At 73.1% G+C, this 15,889-nt stretch carries 11 protein-coding genes and 1 tRNA gene; 2 read left to right on the top strand and 10 right to left on the bottom strand.

All coding sequences use genetic code 11. The annotated features are described in order from the left end of the window. Positions 1–139 precede the first annotated feature (139 nt). Positions 140–214, top strand: a tRNA-Cys gene (locus ACZ7JA_RS04755). Between the two features lies 1 nt (position 215). Here ACZ7JA_RS04755 and ACZ7JA_RS04750 read toward each other — a convergent pair. From ACZ7JA_RS04750 to ACZ7JA_RS04720, 7 genes are all read right to left on the bottom strand, one after another. Then, a complete protein-coding gene (locus ACZ7JA_RS04750) occupies positions 216–1,376 on the bottom strand; it encodes an SUKH-4 family immunity protein (protein ID WP_450743789.1) in 1,161 nt (386 codons plus the stop codon). A gap of 195 nt (positions 1,377–1,571) precedes the next feature. Further along, on the bottom strand, positions 1,572–3,884 hold the full coding sequence (locus tag ACZ7JA_RS04745) for a xanthine dehydrogenase family protein molybdopterin-binding subunit (protein ID WP_351665295.1): 2,313 nt from the start codon (positions 3,882–3,884) through the stop codon (positions 1,572–1,574). Further along, the gene (locus ACZ7JA_RS04740; RefSeq protein WP_470807204.1) at positions 3,881–5,491 is read right to left on the bottom strand and encodes a (2Fe-2S)-binding protein; all 1,611 of its coding nucleotides are present in this window, start codon (positions 5,489–5,491) and stop codon (positions 3,881–3,883) included. Before ACZ7JA_RS04740 ends, ACZ7JA_RS04745 begins: the two co-directional genes overlap by 4 nt. Next, positions 5,488–6,381 (bottom strand): FAD binding domain-containing protein, encoded by an 894-nt coding sequence (locus ACZ7JA_RS04735; protein WP_351665297.1) that lies wholly within the window; start codon positions 6,379–6,381, stop codon positions 5,488–5,490. The genes ACZ7JA_RS04740 and ACZ7JA_RS04735 overlap by 4 nt, the downstream gene beginning before the upstream one ends. A gap of 279 nt (positions 6,382–6,660) precedes the next feature. Next, a complete protein-coding gene (locus tag ACZ7JA_RS04730) occupies positions 6,661–8,286 on the bottom strand; it encodes a beta-N-acetylhexosaminidase (protein ID WP_470807202.1) in 1,626 nt (541 codons plus the stop codon). 219 nt (positions 8,287–8,505) lie between these two features. Next, entirely contained in the window at positions 8,506–8,784 is a 279-nt protein-coding gene (locus tag ACZ7JA_RS04725) for a DUF3039 domain-containing protein (RefSeq protein WP_143638399.1), read from the bottom strand. 29 nt (positions 8,785–8,813) lie between these two features. Next, the gene (locus ACZ7JA_RS04720; RefSeq protein ID WP_351665422.1) at positions 8,814–9,386 is read right to left on the bottom strand and encodes a YqgE/AlgH family protein; all 573 of its coding nucleotides are present in this window, start codon (positions 9,384–9,386) and stop codon (positions 8,814–8,816) included. Positions 9,387–9,650: 264 nt separating this feature from the next. Between ACZ7JA_RS04720 and murA the strand changes: the two genes are divergently transcribed. Next, complete coding sequence (gene murA / locus ACZ7JA_RS04715) at positions 9,651–10,991, top strand: UDP-N-acetylglucosamine 1-carboxyvinyltransferase (protein WP_351665298.1); 1,341 nt, start codon at positions 9,651–9,653, stop codon at positions 10,989–10,991. Positions 10,992–11,175: 184 nt separating this feature from the next. On the opposite strand, the gene ACZ7JA_RS04710 is transcribed toward murA, so the two are convergent. The 3 genes from ACZ7JA_RS04710 to ACZ7JA_RS04700 form a co-directional block, all read right to left on the bottom strand. After that, complete coding sequence (locus ACZ7JA_RS04710) at positions 11,176–11,457, bottom strand: HU family DNA-binding protein (protein ID WP_067001509.1); 282 nt, start codon at positions 11,455–11,457, stop codon at positions 11,176–11,178. A gap of 272 nt (positions 11,458–11,729) precedes the next feature. Next, the gene (locus ACZ7JA_RS04705) at positions 11,730–13,145 is read right to left on the bottom strand and encodes an NAD-dependent malic enzyme (protein WP_351665299.1); all 1,416 of its coding nucleotides are present in this window, start codon (positions 13,143–13,145) and stop codon (positions 11,730–11,732) included. A 352-nt stretch (positions 13,146–13,497) separates the two neighbouring features. Then, the gene (locus ACZ7JA_RS04700; protein WP_470807199.1) at positions 13,498–15,825 is read right to left on the bottom strand and encodes a HelD family protein; all 2,328 of its coding nucleotides are present in this window, start codon (positions 15,823–15,825) and stop codon (positions 13,498–13,500) included. Positions 15,826–15,889 lie beyond the last annotated feature (64 nt).

Below are 15,889 nucleotides of genomic sequence, written 5' to 3'. Positions count from 1 at the left end.
TGGTCCCGCCCTCGCTCCGACCTTGGTCGTAGACCCCGGTCCCGCGCTTCGTGAACGGCGTGTGGCAGTCCCGTTGCACGGCCGCGGTTTCCCTTGAGCGGGCCGCCGGCCCCGCCCTACGTTCTTCTCAGCAACACACGACCGTGTGCCCGAGTGGTTCAGGGAGTCGCCTGCAAAGCGACTTACGCGGGTTCGATTCCCGCCACGGTCTCCAGCTACAGCACCCCGCCCGTCTCGTCCTGGAACTGCTGGGTCCAGTAGTGCCAGGCGGTGTCCGGGAGGGTGGCCGTGGGGTCCACCGCGGTGAGGGTGTGGATCATGGTGGCGGCCAGCTGGTCGTAGGCCTCGGTGCTCAGCTCGTTCGACAGGTGTTCGTCGATGGTGCGCTCGTGGTGCAGGAGCCAGAGCGTGAAGGCCAGGGTGGACACGTCGGTGTTCAGGGGGTGGAGCGTCGCCTCGGGCTCGCTGAAGGTGAGCACCGCGCCCGTTCTGCCGTCGACCACCAGGCTGTTGTCCTCGACGAGGTGGCCGAGGCGGATCAGGTGGCCGGCGTGGGCGGGGAGGGCGTCCAGGGGGTAGTCGTCGCAGCGCTCCGCCGTGAAGTACTCGGTGAGCGTCGGCAGCGGGACGTCGGTGTCGGCGTGGAAGACGACCGCCTCCTCCGGCAGGCCCGTCTCGCGCAGGAAGCGGCGGGTCGGCTCGTGGGTGAGCGTGGCGGGGAAGTCGACCTCCTCGAACCGGGCCACCCGGCCCTGGCCGAACTCCTGCTCCAGCAGGCGGGCCGGGACGTCCAGGGTGAGTCCGGACGTGACGCCCGGTCCGGCGACGAGGGCCAGCGGGCGGATCAGGGCCGCGGCCTTCCAGTAGGGCGGGATCCGGCCGTCCGTGCCCTCCGCGAAGAGAGCGAGCAGGCGGCGCGACGCCTCGGTCACCGTCCTCGGGCCGTACTTGCCCGCCAGGGACGCGAACCGGCCGCGCAGGCCCGCCAGTTCCTCCGTGACCGCGGCGAAGCGCAGCAGGGTGGCCAGCGAGGGCGCGAACGGGCGCGGATCGGACCGGCCGACGAGGTGGGCCGTCGTCAGCTCGCCGGTGTCGCCGTCCAGCAGGATCGACTCGCGCTCCATGCCGGCCGGGTGCAGCAGTTCGCCGATCACCAGGCGGCCGCGCAGTTCCTCCGCGAGGTGGAAGGGGCCGTCGGTGGCGTCGCCGACGGTGCGCAGGCCGTGAGCGCGCAGCGGCGAGAAGGTCAACAGGGCGGTGTCCGCGGGCAGTCCGGCGCCCGTGAGCAGTCCGCGGGTCGGGGCGTGGGTGATGCGACGGCCCAGTTCCGCCTCGGTCAGTGTGATCGCCGCGATACCGGCGTCGGTCGTGCTCATCGCTCCCCCGCGATCGTCCCCGTGCGTGCCTGTGTGCGTGCGGAGTCGTGCGCCGTGCCCGGGCAGGCGCCCCCGACTGCTCAGCACACTACGCCGCACCACTGACAACGGCCTTGCAGCAGGGAGGACGCCGGAAGGGCGGGGTCCGTTGCCCGCGTCTCCCGCGCACGGCCGTCGCCGTGCGCGGGAACGAGGTCACTGGGACGTCACCACGGCCGCCTGCGGGCGGATCGGGAGGCGGTTGACCGGGCGGCCCGTCGCCGCGCGGACGGCGGACGCGATCGCCGCCGGGGACGTCACCACCGGGACCGCGCTGACCGACTTGGCGCCGAAGGGCGCGACCACGTCCCGTTCCTCGACCAGCTTCACGATCCGGATGTCCGGCGCGTCCAGGGCGGTCGGCAGGGCGTACCCGGTGAGGTCGGGGTGGCGGATCAGGCCGCGTGGGGTGCGCAGGTTCTCGGTGAGGGCGATGCCCACGCCCTGCGTGACGCCCGCCTCGATACGGGCCGTGAGCTGGGCGGGGTTGAGGATCCGGCCGACGTCCTGGGCGACCGCCAGCTCCACCACCCGGACCGAGCCGATCTCGATGTCGACGTCCACCACCGCGCGGATCGCGCAGAAGGCGAGGCCGACGAAGGCGTCGCCCTGGCCGGCGGCGTCCAGCGGCTCGGTGGGGTGCGGACGGCACTGGGCGGTGGCCCACAGCTCCTTGCCGTCCATCGCCTCGGTGACGGTGGTCGACAGCACGCCGTCGTAGGAGGTGATCTTGCCGTCGGTGATCTGCAGCAGCTCGGTGGACATGCCGAACTTGTGGGCCAGGGGCTGCAGGAGCTGGGTGCGGACCATCTTGGCCGCCCGCTCCACCGCGCCGCCCGACACCCAGGTGTGGCGGCCGCGGCAGCCCGGGCCGGCCGGGGGCTGGTCGGTGTCGACGGGCGCCACGTGCACCTCGTCGACGCCGAGCGTCTCCTGGACGATCTGGCGGGCGAGGGTGGTGAAGCCCTGGCCCGTCTCCACGGCCCCGCAGAGCACGGTGGCCACGCCGTCGTGCACCTTCACCGTCGCCGTGGAGACCTCGTCGGCGCCCTCGGCGCCGAGCATGTGCACCATGCCCAGGCCGTAGCCGACGCCCCGGCGCACCGCGCCCGGCTCGCCCGCGCCCTCGGGGCCGCCGGGCAGCAGCCACTCCTCCTCGGGGGTGTCCACGGGCAGTTCGGGCAGCGGGAAGTCGCGGACCGCCTGCAGGAGTTCGGCCACCGGGGCCGGGCAGGTCACGGTCTGCCCGATGGGCAGGACGTCACCGGTCGCGAGCGCGTTGCGCAGGCGCACTTCGGCGGGGTCCAGGCCGAGCTTCCGCGCCAGCTTGTCCATCTGCGCCTCGTAGGCGGCGCACACCTGCATCGCGCCCTCGCCGCGCACATGGCCGGAGGGCGGGTTGTTGGTGCGTACGGCCCAGCCCTCGATGAAGGCGTTCGGGACGACGTACGGGCCGCACGCGAAGGAGACGGCGGCGGCGAGGGCCTCGGCGGAGGTGTCCGCGTAGGCGCCCGCGTCGAGCAGGATCTGCGCCTCGACCTTCACCAGTCTGCCGTCGGCGTCCGCGTGGTGGCGGTAGCGCAGCAGGGTGGGGTGGCGGTGGGCGTGGCCGAGGAAGGACTCCTCGCGGGTGGCGGTGAGCTTCACCGGGCAGCCGGTCTTCAGGGCGAGCAGGCCGAGCGGGAGCTGGAAGCCCTGGTCCTCGCGGTCGGCGGTGGCGCCGGGCACCCCGGTGACGACGATCTTCACCCGCTCCGGGGACAGGCCGAAGCAGGCCGCGGCCGTGTTGCGGTCGGTGTGCGGGTCGGTGGACGCCAGGTACAGCTCCACGCCGCCGTCGGGGCGGGGCACGGCGAGGCCGGCCTCGGCCCCGATGGGGGCCGGGTCCGCGCGGCCGATGCGGTACTGGCCCTCGACGACGACCTCGCCGGCCGCCTCCGGGTCGCCGTGGTGCAGCGGGATGTGCCGGATCAGGTTGCCGTCGGGGTGCAGCGGTTCGGCCTCGAAGGCGTGCTCGGGGTCGGTGACCGGGTCGAGCACCTCGTACTCGACGATGACGGCGGCGGCGGCCATCCGCGCGGTGTCGGGGTGGTCGGCGGCGACGGCGGCGATGGGCTCGCCGTGGTGGCGTACGACCTCGGAGGCGAACACCGGGCGGTCCGGCGTCCCCCGGCCGTGGCGGGGGGTGCCGGGGACGTCCTCGTGGGTGACGACGGCGCGCACGCCGGGCATCTCGCGCGCGTGGGTGGTGTCGATGGAGACGATGCGCGCGTGCGCGTGCGGGGAGCGCAGCACGGCGGCCCACAGCAGCCCCTCGGCCCACAGGTCGGCCGCGTAGGGGAAGGTGCCCTCGGTCTTGGCGCGGGCGTCGGCGTGCGGCAGCGAGGCGCCGAGGCCGTGCGGCAGCGGCTCGGGGTCGGCGGCGACCGCCGCCGCGGTGGCGGTCGCGGTGGCGGCTTCGTTGGTCACGCCTGGCCTCCGTCCTGGCCGTACTGCTGGTCGTGCGGTCCCGGCGCGCCGAAGGTGCCGGGGCTGTCGAAGAGGCCCGGTGACTCGAAGGCCGCCGGGTTGACGCCGCCGGCGCCCGGGCCCGCCTGGTGCGGGATGCGTGCCGCGTCGGCGTCCGGTCCCTCGTCGTCGGCCCCGCCGTGCGCCTCGCGCTCGGCGACGACTTCCCTGACGGCGTCCAGGACGCCCCGGTAGCCGGAGCAGCGGCACAGGTTGCCGCACAGGGCCTGGCGGGTCTCCAGCTCGGTCGGCGCGGGGTTGCCCTCCAGCAGGTCGTGCAGGGTCATCGCCATGCCGGGCACGCAGAAGCCGCACTGCACGGCGCCGCACCGGGCGAGCGCCCGCTGCACGTCGGAGGGCCGTCCGTCCTCGGCCAGGCCCTCGACGGTGCGCACCTCGCTGCCGGCCGCGGTGACGGCCGGAACCAGGCAGGAGGCCACCAGGCGGCCGTCGACCTGCACGTTGCAGGCGCCGCACTCGCCCTGCGAGCAGCCGTCCTTGGCCCCGGCGAGGCCGAGCCGCTCGCGCAGGACGTACAGCAGGGACTCGCCGATCCAGGCGTCGGTGACGGGCCGGTCGGCGCCGTTGACCCGCAGGACGTAGGAGGCGAGGGGGTGGTCGTCGTGGGGCGGGAGGGCGGCGGGCTCGTCGCCGGGCGCGTCGTCCTGGTCCGCCGGCCCGGCCGCCGGGTCCTCGTCGGCCGCCGCGTCCTCGGCCGCCCGCGCCCCGTCCGCTGCGGCTTCGGCGGCGGTGTCCTCGGGTGCGCCGGGCTCGTCCGCCGGCGCCTCGGGGGCCTCCGGCTCGCCGGCCGGGGCCGCGGGGTCCGCGGCGGCCTGCGTCGCGGCCGTGTCCGGCGTTTCCAGGCCCTCGTGGGCGGCCTGGCGACCGGCGGGCCCGTCGTGCCGTTCCGGGCCGCCGGCGGGGCCTTCGGGGGCCTGTGCGGCCGGAGTCGGGTCGTAGGGCGGCGCGGGCGCGAACTCGGGCGCCGCGGACGCCTCGGCGGAGCGGGGCGCGGCGTCCTGCTCCGGCTCCCCCCAGGGCTGCCCGGCGGTCTCCGTCGCCCAGGGCGCGGGCGCGCCGCCGGGGAGGGTGGCCGGCGGGGTGCCGCCCCACTGCTCGACCAGCGAGGAGGTGGTGAACTCGCCCGACTCGTCCGGGAGGTCGCCGCCGGCGACCGGGATGGACCACTGCCCGGTGACGTCGTGTCCGGGGGCGGGCGGGGCCGGGGGCTCCTCGAAGGTCCACTGCTGGGTCGCGGCGGGCTGGTAGGTGAACCGGTCGCCGGTGTCCGGCTGCTGGGGCACGGCGTTCGGGTCGGGCCACCGGCCGTCGCCGTCGGGCGCGGGCCACGCGTCCGCCGGGCCGTCGGGGAGCGCCGCCGTTATCCGCGGCGGGACGTAGCCGTGTCCGGGGGCGGCCAGGGGGCTGTCGCCGGACAGCAGGGCGTCGATGCCGCCCTCGGGGAGCTTGACGAAGGCGGTGGCGCCGTCGTCGTAGTCACCCTGGGGCAGCGGGTCCCAGCGGCCGCCGCTCTGCGGAGCGCCCTCTCCGTGCTGGTCGTCGGTCACGACAGCGCCCTCCCCAGTGCTCGTCGGGCCAGTGCGGCGACCGTGCGCCGCAGGTGCAGTACGGCGGGCGGCAGCGGGACCACGGAGCCGTCCGGTTCGGGTACCGGGTCCGGGATGCAGGCCGCGGCGACGTACTCCCCGAAGGCGTGCAGGGCCTCGGGCACGAGGGCGCGGTCGTTGTCCCAGTCGATGAGCTGGGCGACCCACTGCTCGGCGTCCAGGGGGCGCAGCGGCATCGGCGCTATGGCGCCGACGGCGCAGCGAACCCCGCGCCGGGCCGGGTCGAGCACCACGGCCACCGAGGCCAGCGCCCGGCCGGGGCCGGTCCGTCCGGTCGCCTTGAGGAAGACCTGCGGGGCGTGCAGCAGCGGCACGCGCACGAAGCCGATCAGTTCGCCGCCGCGCAGCATCTCCACGCCGGCCAGCAGGTGCGAGACCGGGATCTCCCGGCGGGCGCCGTTCGGGCCGGCGATGATCAGGGTCGCCTCGAGGGCGGCCAGCACCGGCAGCGCGTCGCCGGTGGGCGCGGCCGAGGCGATGTTGCCGCCCAGGGTGCCCGCGTTGCGGATGTGCGGCGGGCCGGCGGCGCGCGCGGCGGCGGCGAGCGCCGGGATCAGGGCCGCGAAGTCGGGGCGGCCCATGCGCGCGTGCGTGAGGCCCGCGCCGAGCAGGGCGTGGCCGTCCTGGTACTGCCAGCCGCGGATCTCGCTGATCCGTCCGAGGCCCACCAGGGCGGCGGGCCTGAGCTGGCCGGAGTTGACGGCGGCCATGAGGTCGGTGCCGCCGGCCACGGGGACGGCGGCGGGCATGGCGGTGAGGGCCGCCACGGCCTCGTCCAGTGTCGTGGGCAGCGTGACGGCCTGCGCCGCCTGCGGTGCGTGCGTGGTCAAACCGGCTGCCCCTTCCCGCTGCCCCACCTGGTCCCACCTGTGTGGCCGTACGGTACGTGCTCACAGGGCGGACGTGGCAACTCTGGCACATCTTCGCAAGGGCCGGACGCGGGGGTCCGCTAGGAGGCATTCGCCCACCTCATCGGCGACATATTCCGTTTTCGCACGGCATCGCCGGTACACGGCGATTGCCGCTGTCCGGTGACTTGGCGGCGTTTTCCGTCGTTCGTTCCACGAGCACACGTTCCACCGGCGGACCGGGCGCGGGGGCCGGCCTACCTAGCGGTTCGGGGGCGTGCCGTCGATCGGGCGGCCGAGGACGCCGGGGCGCCGCTGCCAGGGCCGGGGCCCGGTGGGCGGCCGGTAGCCGACACCGAGGGCGTCAAGTCGCCGGTAGTGGGCGGCCATCCGGTGTTCGAAGTCCGCGAAGTCCCGCTCGGCGGGGGCGGGCAGCCGGCTCCAGGCGACCTCGGCGAGCGCGGCGAGCCGGGGAAAGGCCTGGTAGTCGACGCGTGCGGCGTCCTCCAGCACCTCGGTCCACACGTTGGCCTGGGTGCCGAGCACGTGCCGGGCCTCCTCGGCGGTGAGTTCGGCCGGCACCGGCTCGAACCGGTAGACGTCCTCCAGGGTGCGCACGAAGCCGATCGGCACGGGTTCGTCGTCCCCGGGCGCCTGCCGGTGGTCCAGGTAGACGTACTGCTCCGGGCACATGACGACGTCGTGCCCGGCTCGCGCGGCGGCGACGCCGCCCCCGTAGCCGCGCCAGGAGGACACCGCGGCGCCCGGCGCGAGCCCGCCCTCCAGGATCTCGTCCCAGCCGATGAGGCGGCGTCCGCGCGCGGCGAGCCAGGTGTCGAAGTGGCCGATGAACCAGGACTGCAACTCGTCCTCGCCGGCGAGCCCGAGGTCCGCGATCCGGTTCTTCGCGGCCGCCGACCGGCGCCACTGGTCCTTGCGGCACTCGTCGCCGCCGATGTGCACGAACTCGGCGGGGAACAGTTCCAGCACTTCCTCCAACACCCCTTCGTAGAAACGGAGGGTGGTGTCGGTGGGAGCCAGTACGTTGGCGGAGATTCCCCAGTTGTCCCAGACGGTGAGCGCGGCGGTGTCCACGACGTCGGTGTTGCCGAGTTCCGGATACGCGGCGATGGCGGCCTGCGAGTGGCCCGGTACGTCGATTTCGGGGACGACGGTGATATGCCGTTCGGCGGCGTAGGCGACGATCTCCCGGATGTCGTCCTGGGTGTAGTGGCCCCCGTGCGGCTTCTCCTCCCAGAGCGGTGAGGCGCGGTGGCCGATTTTCGTCCGCGCCCGCCAGGAGCCGATCCCGGTGAGCCTCGGATACCGCCCGATCTCGATCCGCCAGCCCTGGTCGTCCGTCAGATGGAAGTGGAAGACGTTGAGTTTGTGCGCGGCCATCAGGTCCAGGTACCGCAGCACGCCTTCCTTGGGCATGAAGTGCCGGGCGACGTCCAGCATGAGACCGCGCCAGCCGAACCGGGGGGCGTCCTCGACGGTGACGCGGGGCAGGTCCCAGTCCCGGCCCGGACGCAGGGGCGCGCGGCGGAACGCGTCGGGGCCGAGCAGTTGCCGGAAGGTCTGAGCCCCCCAGAAGACGCCGGCGGCGCTGCCACCCTGGATGCGCACCGGAAGACCGTCGGTGACGAGGCGGTAGCCCTCGGGGGGCAGGCCCGGCTCGATGCTCAGCTCGACGCGGTCGTCCCCGCCGTCCGCCTCCGGCAGCGGCAGGCCGGTCGCCGCTCCGACGGTGGCCCGCAGCCACCGTGCGACGCCCTCGGTGCCGGGTCCCGCCCGCAGCCCCGTGCCGGCGCCGATGCTCGTGTGCCCGGCGGCGTTCCGCGAACAGCGCGCCGGAGCCGGGATCAGATCCGCCTTGTCGGTCACATCGGTCCTCGGTGAAGAAAAGCGTTCCTACGGGGGAACCACGCACCGCGGGGCGGCCCGTTCGTCGCCGTACACGGCTTCGAGGAGGCTATGGCGGGGCGAGCACGCCGACAAGAGGTCTGGACCAGTTGGTGGCCGAAAAGCGCGAAAGCCCCCGGGCCCGCGTCCGCGGCGCGTCCCGGGGGCCCGAGGGTCTTCAGGCGGGCGATGGACGGGCGCCTACTTGTCGCCGCCCTTGTCGTCGCCGCCGCTGCCCATGGACTCGTAGATCTCCTTGCACATGGGACACACGGGGTACTTCTTCGGGTCGCGGCCCGGCACCCACACCTTGCCGCACAGCGCCACGACGGGGGTCCCGTCGAGGGCGCTCGCCATGATCTTGTCCTTCTGGACGTAGTGGGCGAAGCGCTCGTGGTCGCCGTCGCCGTGGGACACCTGTGGCGTCGGCTCTACGAGGGTTCCCGTACCAGTCCCGCGCTCGGGCTCGAGAGTGCTCATATCGCCAAGGGTACTGGCGCTCGCCGGCATCAGTTGAGCGACGGGTCGTCGGGATACGTGGCGACCATCGCCAGCTCGTTGCGCTGGCGGCGCAGCACCTCGCGCCAGAGGGTCTCCGGCTCCGGGCAGGACACGTCGCCCGGCTCCGACTCAACGACGTACCAGGCGCCGTCCACCAGCTCGTCCTCGAGCTGGCCCGGGCCCCAGCCGGCGTAACCGGCGAAGATCCGCAGCGAGCCGACGGCCGAGGCGAGCAGCTCGGGCGGGGCCTCCAGGTCGACCAGACCGATCGCGCCGTGCACCCGCCGCCAGCCGAGCGGGGCGCTCTCCCCGTTCGCGCCGCCCGGGATGACCGCGACGCCGAGCGCCGAGTCCAGCGAGACCGGGCCGCCCTGGAAGACCACCCCGGGGTCACCGGCCAGCTCCGCCCAGCCCTCCAGGATGTCGCCCACGCCCACCGGGGTGGGGCGGTTGAGGACGACGCCGAGCGAGCCCTCCTCGTCGTGGTCGAGGAGGAGCACGACCGCACGGTCGAAGTTCGGGTCCGCCAGGGCGGGGGTTGCCACGAGCAGCCGCCCTGTGAGCGAGGACACCTCGGTCATGCCAGACATGATCCCGCATCTTCGCCGACTGTGGGGAGCCGATCGGGGTGCGCGAGTGAACGCAGCTCACGGCGCACGGGGGCGCGCCCGCGCCGGTGACCCCACGTGCCCGGCGGTGAACGGTTCGTGTTGTGACACAGCTATGACGCGGCTGGGCGGTACTTGGGCTTACAGGACGGGGGTAATAGGCGATTACCCTGTCTCTCCGGCCCCTGCGCAAAGTGATCGGCCGGCCCCTGCCCGACTCATCGGAACGCGAGATTCATGACCGTCAACGACGATGTCCTGCTTGTCCACGGCGGAACCCCGCTGGAGGGCGAGATCCGTGTCCGCGGTGCGAAGAACCTCGTGCCGAAGGCCATGGTCGCCGCCCTGCTGGGCAGTGCGCCGAGTCGACTGCGCAACGTTCCGGACATCCGTGACGTGCGTGTCGTGCGCGGCCTGCTGCAGCTGCACGGGGTCACCGTCCGCCCGGGTGAGGAGCCCGGTGAGCTGGTGCTCGACCCGACGCACGTGGAGAGCGCCAACGTCGCTGACATCGATGCCCACGCGGGTTCCAGCCGTATCCCGATCCTGTTCTGCGGCCCGCTGCTGCACCGGCTGGGCCACGCGTTCATCCCGGGCCTCGGCGGCTGCGACATCGGCGGCCGGCCCATCGACTTCCACTTCGACGTGCTGCGGCAGTTCGGCGCGACCATCGAGAAGCGGGCCGACGGGCAGTACCTGGAGGCGCCGCAGCGGCTGCGCGGCACGAAGATCCGGCTGCCGTACCCGTCCGTCGGCGCGACCGAGCAGGTGCTGCTGACCGCGGTGCTGGCCGAGGGCGTCACGGAGCTGTCCAACGCGGCCGTCGAGCCGGAGATCGAGGACCTCATCTGCGTGCTGCAGAAGATGGGCGCGATCATCGCGATGGACACCGACCGCACGATCCGCATCACCGGTGTGGACAAGCTCGGCGGCTACACCCACCGCGCCCTGTCGGACCGCCTGGAGGCCGCCTCCTGGGCGTCGGCGGCGCTGGCGACCAACGGCGACATCTACGTCCGCGGCGCCCAGCAGCGTTCGATGATGACGTTCCTGAACACCTACCGGAAGGTGGGCGGCGCCTTCGAGATCGACGACGAGGGCATCCGCTTCTGGCACCCCGGCGGGCAGCTCAAGTCCATCGCGCTGGAGACGGACGTGCACCCGGGCTTCCAGACCGACTGGCAGCAGCCGCTGGTGGTCGCCCTGACCCAGGCGACGGGCCTGTCGATCGTCCACGAGACGGTGTACGAGTCCCGGCTCGGCTTCACCTCGGCGCTGAACCAGATGGGCGCCCACATCCAGCTCTACCGCGAGTGCCTGGGCGGCTCCGACTGCCGCTTCGGCCAGCGCAACTTCCTGCACTCCGCGGTCGTCTCCGGCCCGACCAAGCTGCAGGGCGCCGACCTGGTCATCCCCGACCTGCGCGGCGGCTTCTCGTACCTCATCGCGGCCCTGGCCGCCGAGGGCACCTCCCGTGTCCACGGCATCGAGCTGATCAACCGCGGCTACGAGAACTTCATGGAGAAGCTCGTGGAACTGGGCGCGAAGGTCGAGCTGCCGGGCAAGGCGCTCGGCTAGACGGCAACCGAAAGGGCGGCCTCCCTCGGAATGAGGGAGGCCGCCCTTTCGGCGTCTTTGGCTGAGGCGCCCCAAGGGGCGCGGGGAACTGCGCGACCAGCCACAGCGAACCCGCGGTCACCCGCGGCGCTGCGTCAGAACGGCGCTCCAGTCACCCGGCGCCACCCGGCGGAGCGGCTTCCGCTTACTTGCCCTTGGCCGCTTCCTTGAGCTTGGAGCCCGCGGAGACCTTGACGCTGTAGCCGGCCGGGATGTTGATGGGCTCGCCGGTCTGCGGGTTGCGCGCGGTACGAGCGGCACGGTGGGTGCGCTCGAAGGTCAGGAAGCCGGGGATGGTGACCTTCTCGTCGCCCTTGGAGACGATGTCGCCGACGACCTCGGCGAACGCGGCCAGCACGGCGTCGGCGTCCTTGCGGGTCACCTCGGCGCGGTCGGCCAGCGCGGCCACCAGCTCACTGCGGTTCATGTTGTTACTCCCGTGTTCTTCTTGCCGTTGAGGCGTGAGGGTGAGATCGATGCCGATGCGCTCGCGCCCAAAGACGCATCCTGCCCCTACCTGCGGCGGTAATGCCAATCCGGCACCCGTAGGAGTCGTGAGAACACCCTAGGGAGTCACACGAGAAGCGCCTGCTCGGCCGTCACCCTAGAGGGCGTCCGCCGGTGGAGGGTTCCGCGACGCGCCGGTGCGGGGGGCTGCCGTGTCCATCCTCACAGCCCCTGCACCATACGGTACGGCGGCTAGGACGCCGCGCCCACCGCCTTGGCGGCCTCGCGCACCGCGCCTGCCACGGCGCCCGCGACCTTGTCGTTGAAAACGCTCGGAATGATGTAGTTGGGGTTCAGCTCGTCCTCGGTCACCACGTCGGCGAGCGCCTTCGCGGCGGCGAGCATCATCTCGGTGTTGACGGTACGCGACTGCGCGTCCAGCAGGCCGCGGAAGACACCCGGGAAGACCAGCACGTTGTTGATCTGGTTCGGGAAGTCCGAGCGGCCGGTGGCCACGACGGCGGCCGTCTGCCGGGCGATCGCGGGGTCGACCTCGGGGTCGGGGTTCGCGAGCGCGAACACGATGGCGCCGTCGGCCATGGCGGCCACGTCGTCGCCGTCGAGGACGTTCGGGGCCGAGACGCCGATGAAGACGTCCGCGCCGCGCACGGCCTCCTTCAGGGTGCCGGTGAGGTTCTCGGGGTTGGTGTTGTCGGCGATCCAGCGCAGCGGCGAGTCGGCCGGGGCGTCCACCAGGTCGTCGCGGTCCGAGTGGACGACACCGCGGATGTCGGCCACCACGGCGTTCTTCGCGCCGGCGGCGATCAGCAGCTTGAGGATGGCGGTACCGGCCGCGCCGGCCCCGGACATCACGATCCGGATGTTCTCGATCGCCTTGCCCGTGCAGCGCAGCGCGTTGGTCAGGGCGGCGAGGACGACGATCGCGGTGCCGTGCTGGTCGTCGTGGAAGACGGGGATGTCGAGGGCCTCGCGCAGCCGGGCCTCGATCTCGAAGCAGCGGGGGGCGGAGATGTCCTCGAGGTTGATGCCGGCGAAACCGGGGGCGATCGCCTTGACGATCTCGACGATGGCGTCGGTGTCCTGGGTGTCCAGGCAGATCGGCCAGGCGTCGATGCCGGCGAAGCGCTTGAAGAGGGCCGCCTTGCCCTCCATCACGGGCAGCGCGGCCTTCGGGCCGATGTTGCCCAGGCCCAGCACGGCGGAGCCGTCCGTCACGACCGCAACGGAGTTGCGCTTGATGGTGAGGCGGCGGGCGTCCTCGGGGTTCTCGGCGATCGCCATGCAGACGCGGGCCACGCCGGGCGTGTAGACCATCGACAGGTCGTCGCGGTTGCGGATGGGGTGCTTGGACGCCATCTCGATCTTGCCGCCGAGGTGCATCAGGAACGTACGGTCGGAGACCTTGCCGAGGGTGACGCCCTCGATGCCCCGGAGCTTGCCCACGATCTCGTCGGCGTGGGCCGTGGAGGTGGCCGCGATGGTGACGTCGATACGGAGCTTCTCGTGGCCGGACGCGGTGACGTCGAGGCCGGTGACCGAGCCTCCGGAGGACTCCACGGCGTTGGTGAGCTGCGAGACTGCGGTTCCGCTCGCGGGCACCTCCAGCCGGATGGTCATCGAGTAGGAGACGCTGGGCGCCGTTGCCATGGCCGACTTCCTCTGCTTTCACCGTGTCGCGTGTAGTGCCGTCCGATCGTCGCACCTACCACCGAGTACGTGGTAGTCGCCCCGGATTGCGGACGTTGTGTTCACGACGGCACGCCCTTTGGAAAACAACTTCCACCATACGAGAGTTGATCGGGCAAATAAAGAGGCCCACGTCACACAGGACGTGGGCCTCTCTCACGTTCATGACACCGACCCGCCATGCTCGCCTCGCGGCAAGTGGTCCCTCTGAGGGACGAAGGTTGGGCCCGGGGGCTTGGATCGGGCCGGTGCCACGTCAAGGCTAACAAACGGATGCCGGACGCCATTCCTGACGCGGGGACTTCTTCGGAATTCAGTCCCTGAGCAGATCCGGCACCCCTGCCGGGTCCGGCTCGTCCCGCTCGCCGGAGACCACGGTGAGCTGCTGGGTCGCCCTGGTCAGCGCGACGTACAGCACCCGCAGGCCGGCCGGCGACTCGTCGGCGATCTCCGCCGGCGAGACGACGACCGTGGCGTCGTACTCCAGCCCCTTGGCCTCCAGGCTGCCGAGCGCCACCACCCGGTCGCCGAGCCCGGCCAGCCAGCGTCGGGCCTCCTCGCGCCGGTTCATGGCCACGACCACCCCGACCGTGCCGTCCACGAGGCCCAGCAGCCGCTCGGACTCCGCGCGGACCGTCCTCTCCAGACCGTCCCGGGCGGGCCCGCCCGACGCGCCGGCCGCCGTCACGAAGCGCGGCTCGACCCCGGTGGACCGTACGGCCGAGGGCGCCTCGGAGCCCGGCATGGCGAGGGCGAGCACCCTGGCGGCCAGCTCGGCGATCTCGGCGGGGTTGCGGTAGTTGACGGTGAGCTGGAAGCGGCGCCGGGGGCGGGTGCCGAGGGCCTCGTCGCGGGCCTCGGCCGCCTCGTCCGGGTCGGACCAGGAGGACTGGGCCGGGTCGCCGACGACCGTCCAGGTGGCGTGCCGGCCGCGGCGGCCGACCATCCGCCACTGCATCGGCGTGAGGTCCTGGGCCTCGTCCACGATGACGTGCGCGTACTCGGTGCGCTCCTGGGCGAGGCGCTCGGCGCGCTCGCGCTGGGTCTCCTCGCGCACCGGCATCAGCTCCTCCAGGCCGGTGAGCTGGTCCAGCGGGTCCAGCTCGCGCTTCCTGCGCGGCCGGGCCGGGGCTCCGAGGATCGCCTGCAGCTCGTCCAGCATGGCGGTGTCGTGCACCGAGAAGCCCTCCCGGCGCAGCGAGCGGGCGACCTTGCGGACCTCGCCGGGGTTGAGGATCCGGCGGGCCCAGCGGCCGAGCCGCTTCTCGTCCGCCATGGCGTCGAGCACCCCCTTCGGGGTCAGCTCGGGCCACCAGGCGTCCAGGAAGGCGATGAACGGGTCCTCGCCGGACACGTCCTCGTCGAAGGAGGAGCGCAGTTCGGCGGCCAGCTCCGGGTCGCTGTGCCGGCCGGCCGCGCCGGACCTGGCCCACAGGGCGTCCAGGAGCAGCTTGCGGGCGCGCGGGCGCAGCAGGTTGACGGGGGCGGTGCCGCCGAGGGCGGTACGGCGGATGTGCGTCAGTTCGCCGGCTTCGAGTTCGAGGCGGCGCCCGAAGGCGACGACCCGGAGCCGCTCCGGAGAATCGTTCAGCTCCAGGGCGCCGCGGGCGGCCTTCCGCAGCACCTTCAGCATCCGGTACGAGCCCTTGGCGCGGGCCACCGACGGGGAGTCGTACAGCGTGGCCTCGACCCCGTCGACGAGCGAGCCGATGGCGCGGATCGCGACCTGGCCCTCCTCGCCGAGCGAGGGCAGCACGCCCTCGGTGTAGGCCACCAGCAGCGGGGTCGGCGAGACGATCAGGATGCCGCCCGCGTAGCGTCTGCGGTCCTGGTAGAGCAGATACGCCGCGCGGTGCAGGGCGACCGCGGTCTTGCCGGTGCCCGGGCCGCCCTCGACGTAGGTGACGGAGGCGGCGGGGGCGCGGATGACCAGGTCCTGCTCGGCCTGGATGGAGGAGACGATGTCCCGCATGGTGTGGCTGCGGGCCTGGCCGAGGGCGGCCATCAGGGCGCCGTCGCCGATGACGGGCAGCTCCCGCCCGTCGAGGAACGCCCGCAGCTCGGGGCGCATCAGGTCGTCCTCGACCCCGAGGACCCGGCGGCCCTTGGAGCGGATGACCCGGCGGCGCACGACCCGGCCGGGGTCCCTGGGGGTGGACCGGTAGAAGGGGGCGGCGGCCGGGGCCCGCCAGTCGATGACCAGCGGGGCGTAGTCCGCGTCGAGCACGCCGATCCGCCCGATGTGCAGGGTCTCGGCGACGTCGGCGGTGTTGTCGGGCCGGACCGCGCCCTCGGCGGGCTCGACCGCGGTGTAGGCGCCGTCGGGGCCCTTCTTGCCGTCCTTGCCGGGCAGCAGGTCGATCCGCCCGAAGAGGAAGTCCTCGAACTCGTTGTTGAGTCGGTTCAGATGGATGCCGGCCCGGAAGACCTGGGCGTCCCGCTCGGCCAGTGCGCCCGGCGTGCCGACCTGGCCGCGCTGGGCGGCGTCGTTCATCAGGAACTCGGCCTCGTGGATCTTCTCCTCGAGGCGCCGGTACACCCGGTCCAGATGTTCCTGCTCGACGCTGATCTCTCGGTCACGCACGGAGTCCTGTGCGCCGTGTACCGAGCCGACCGCGGACTGCTGAACCTGAGCGGCCACCGGGCCCCCTTCTGACGTGCTGGGCAGCCGTCAACCGTACGCGAAGGGGACCCGGCAAAGCTAC

The sequence above is a fragment of the Streptomyces sp. NPDC038135 genome (genome assembly GCF_055601245.1).
The sequence above is the reverse complement of the archived record's forward strand: the minus strand, read 5'-3'. Positions and strand labels throughout refer to the sequence as shown.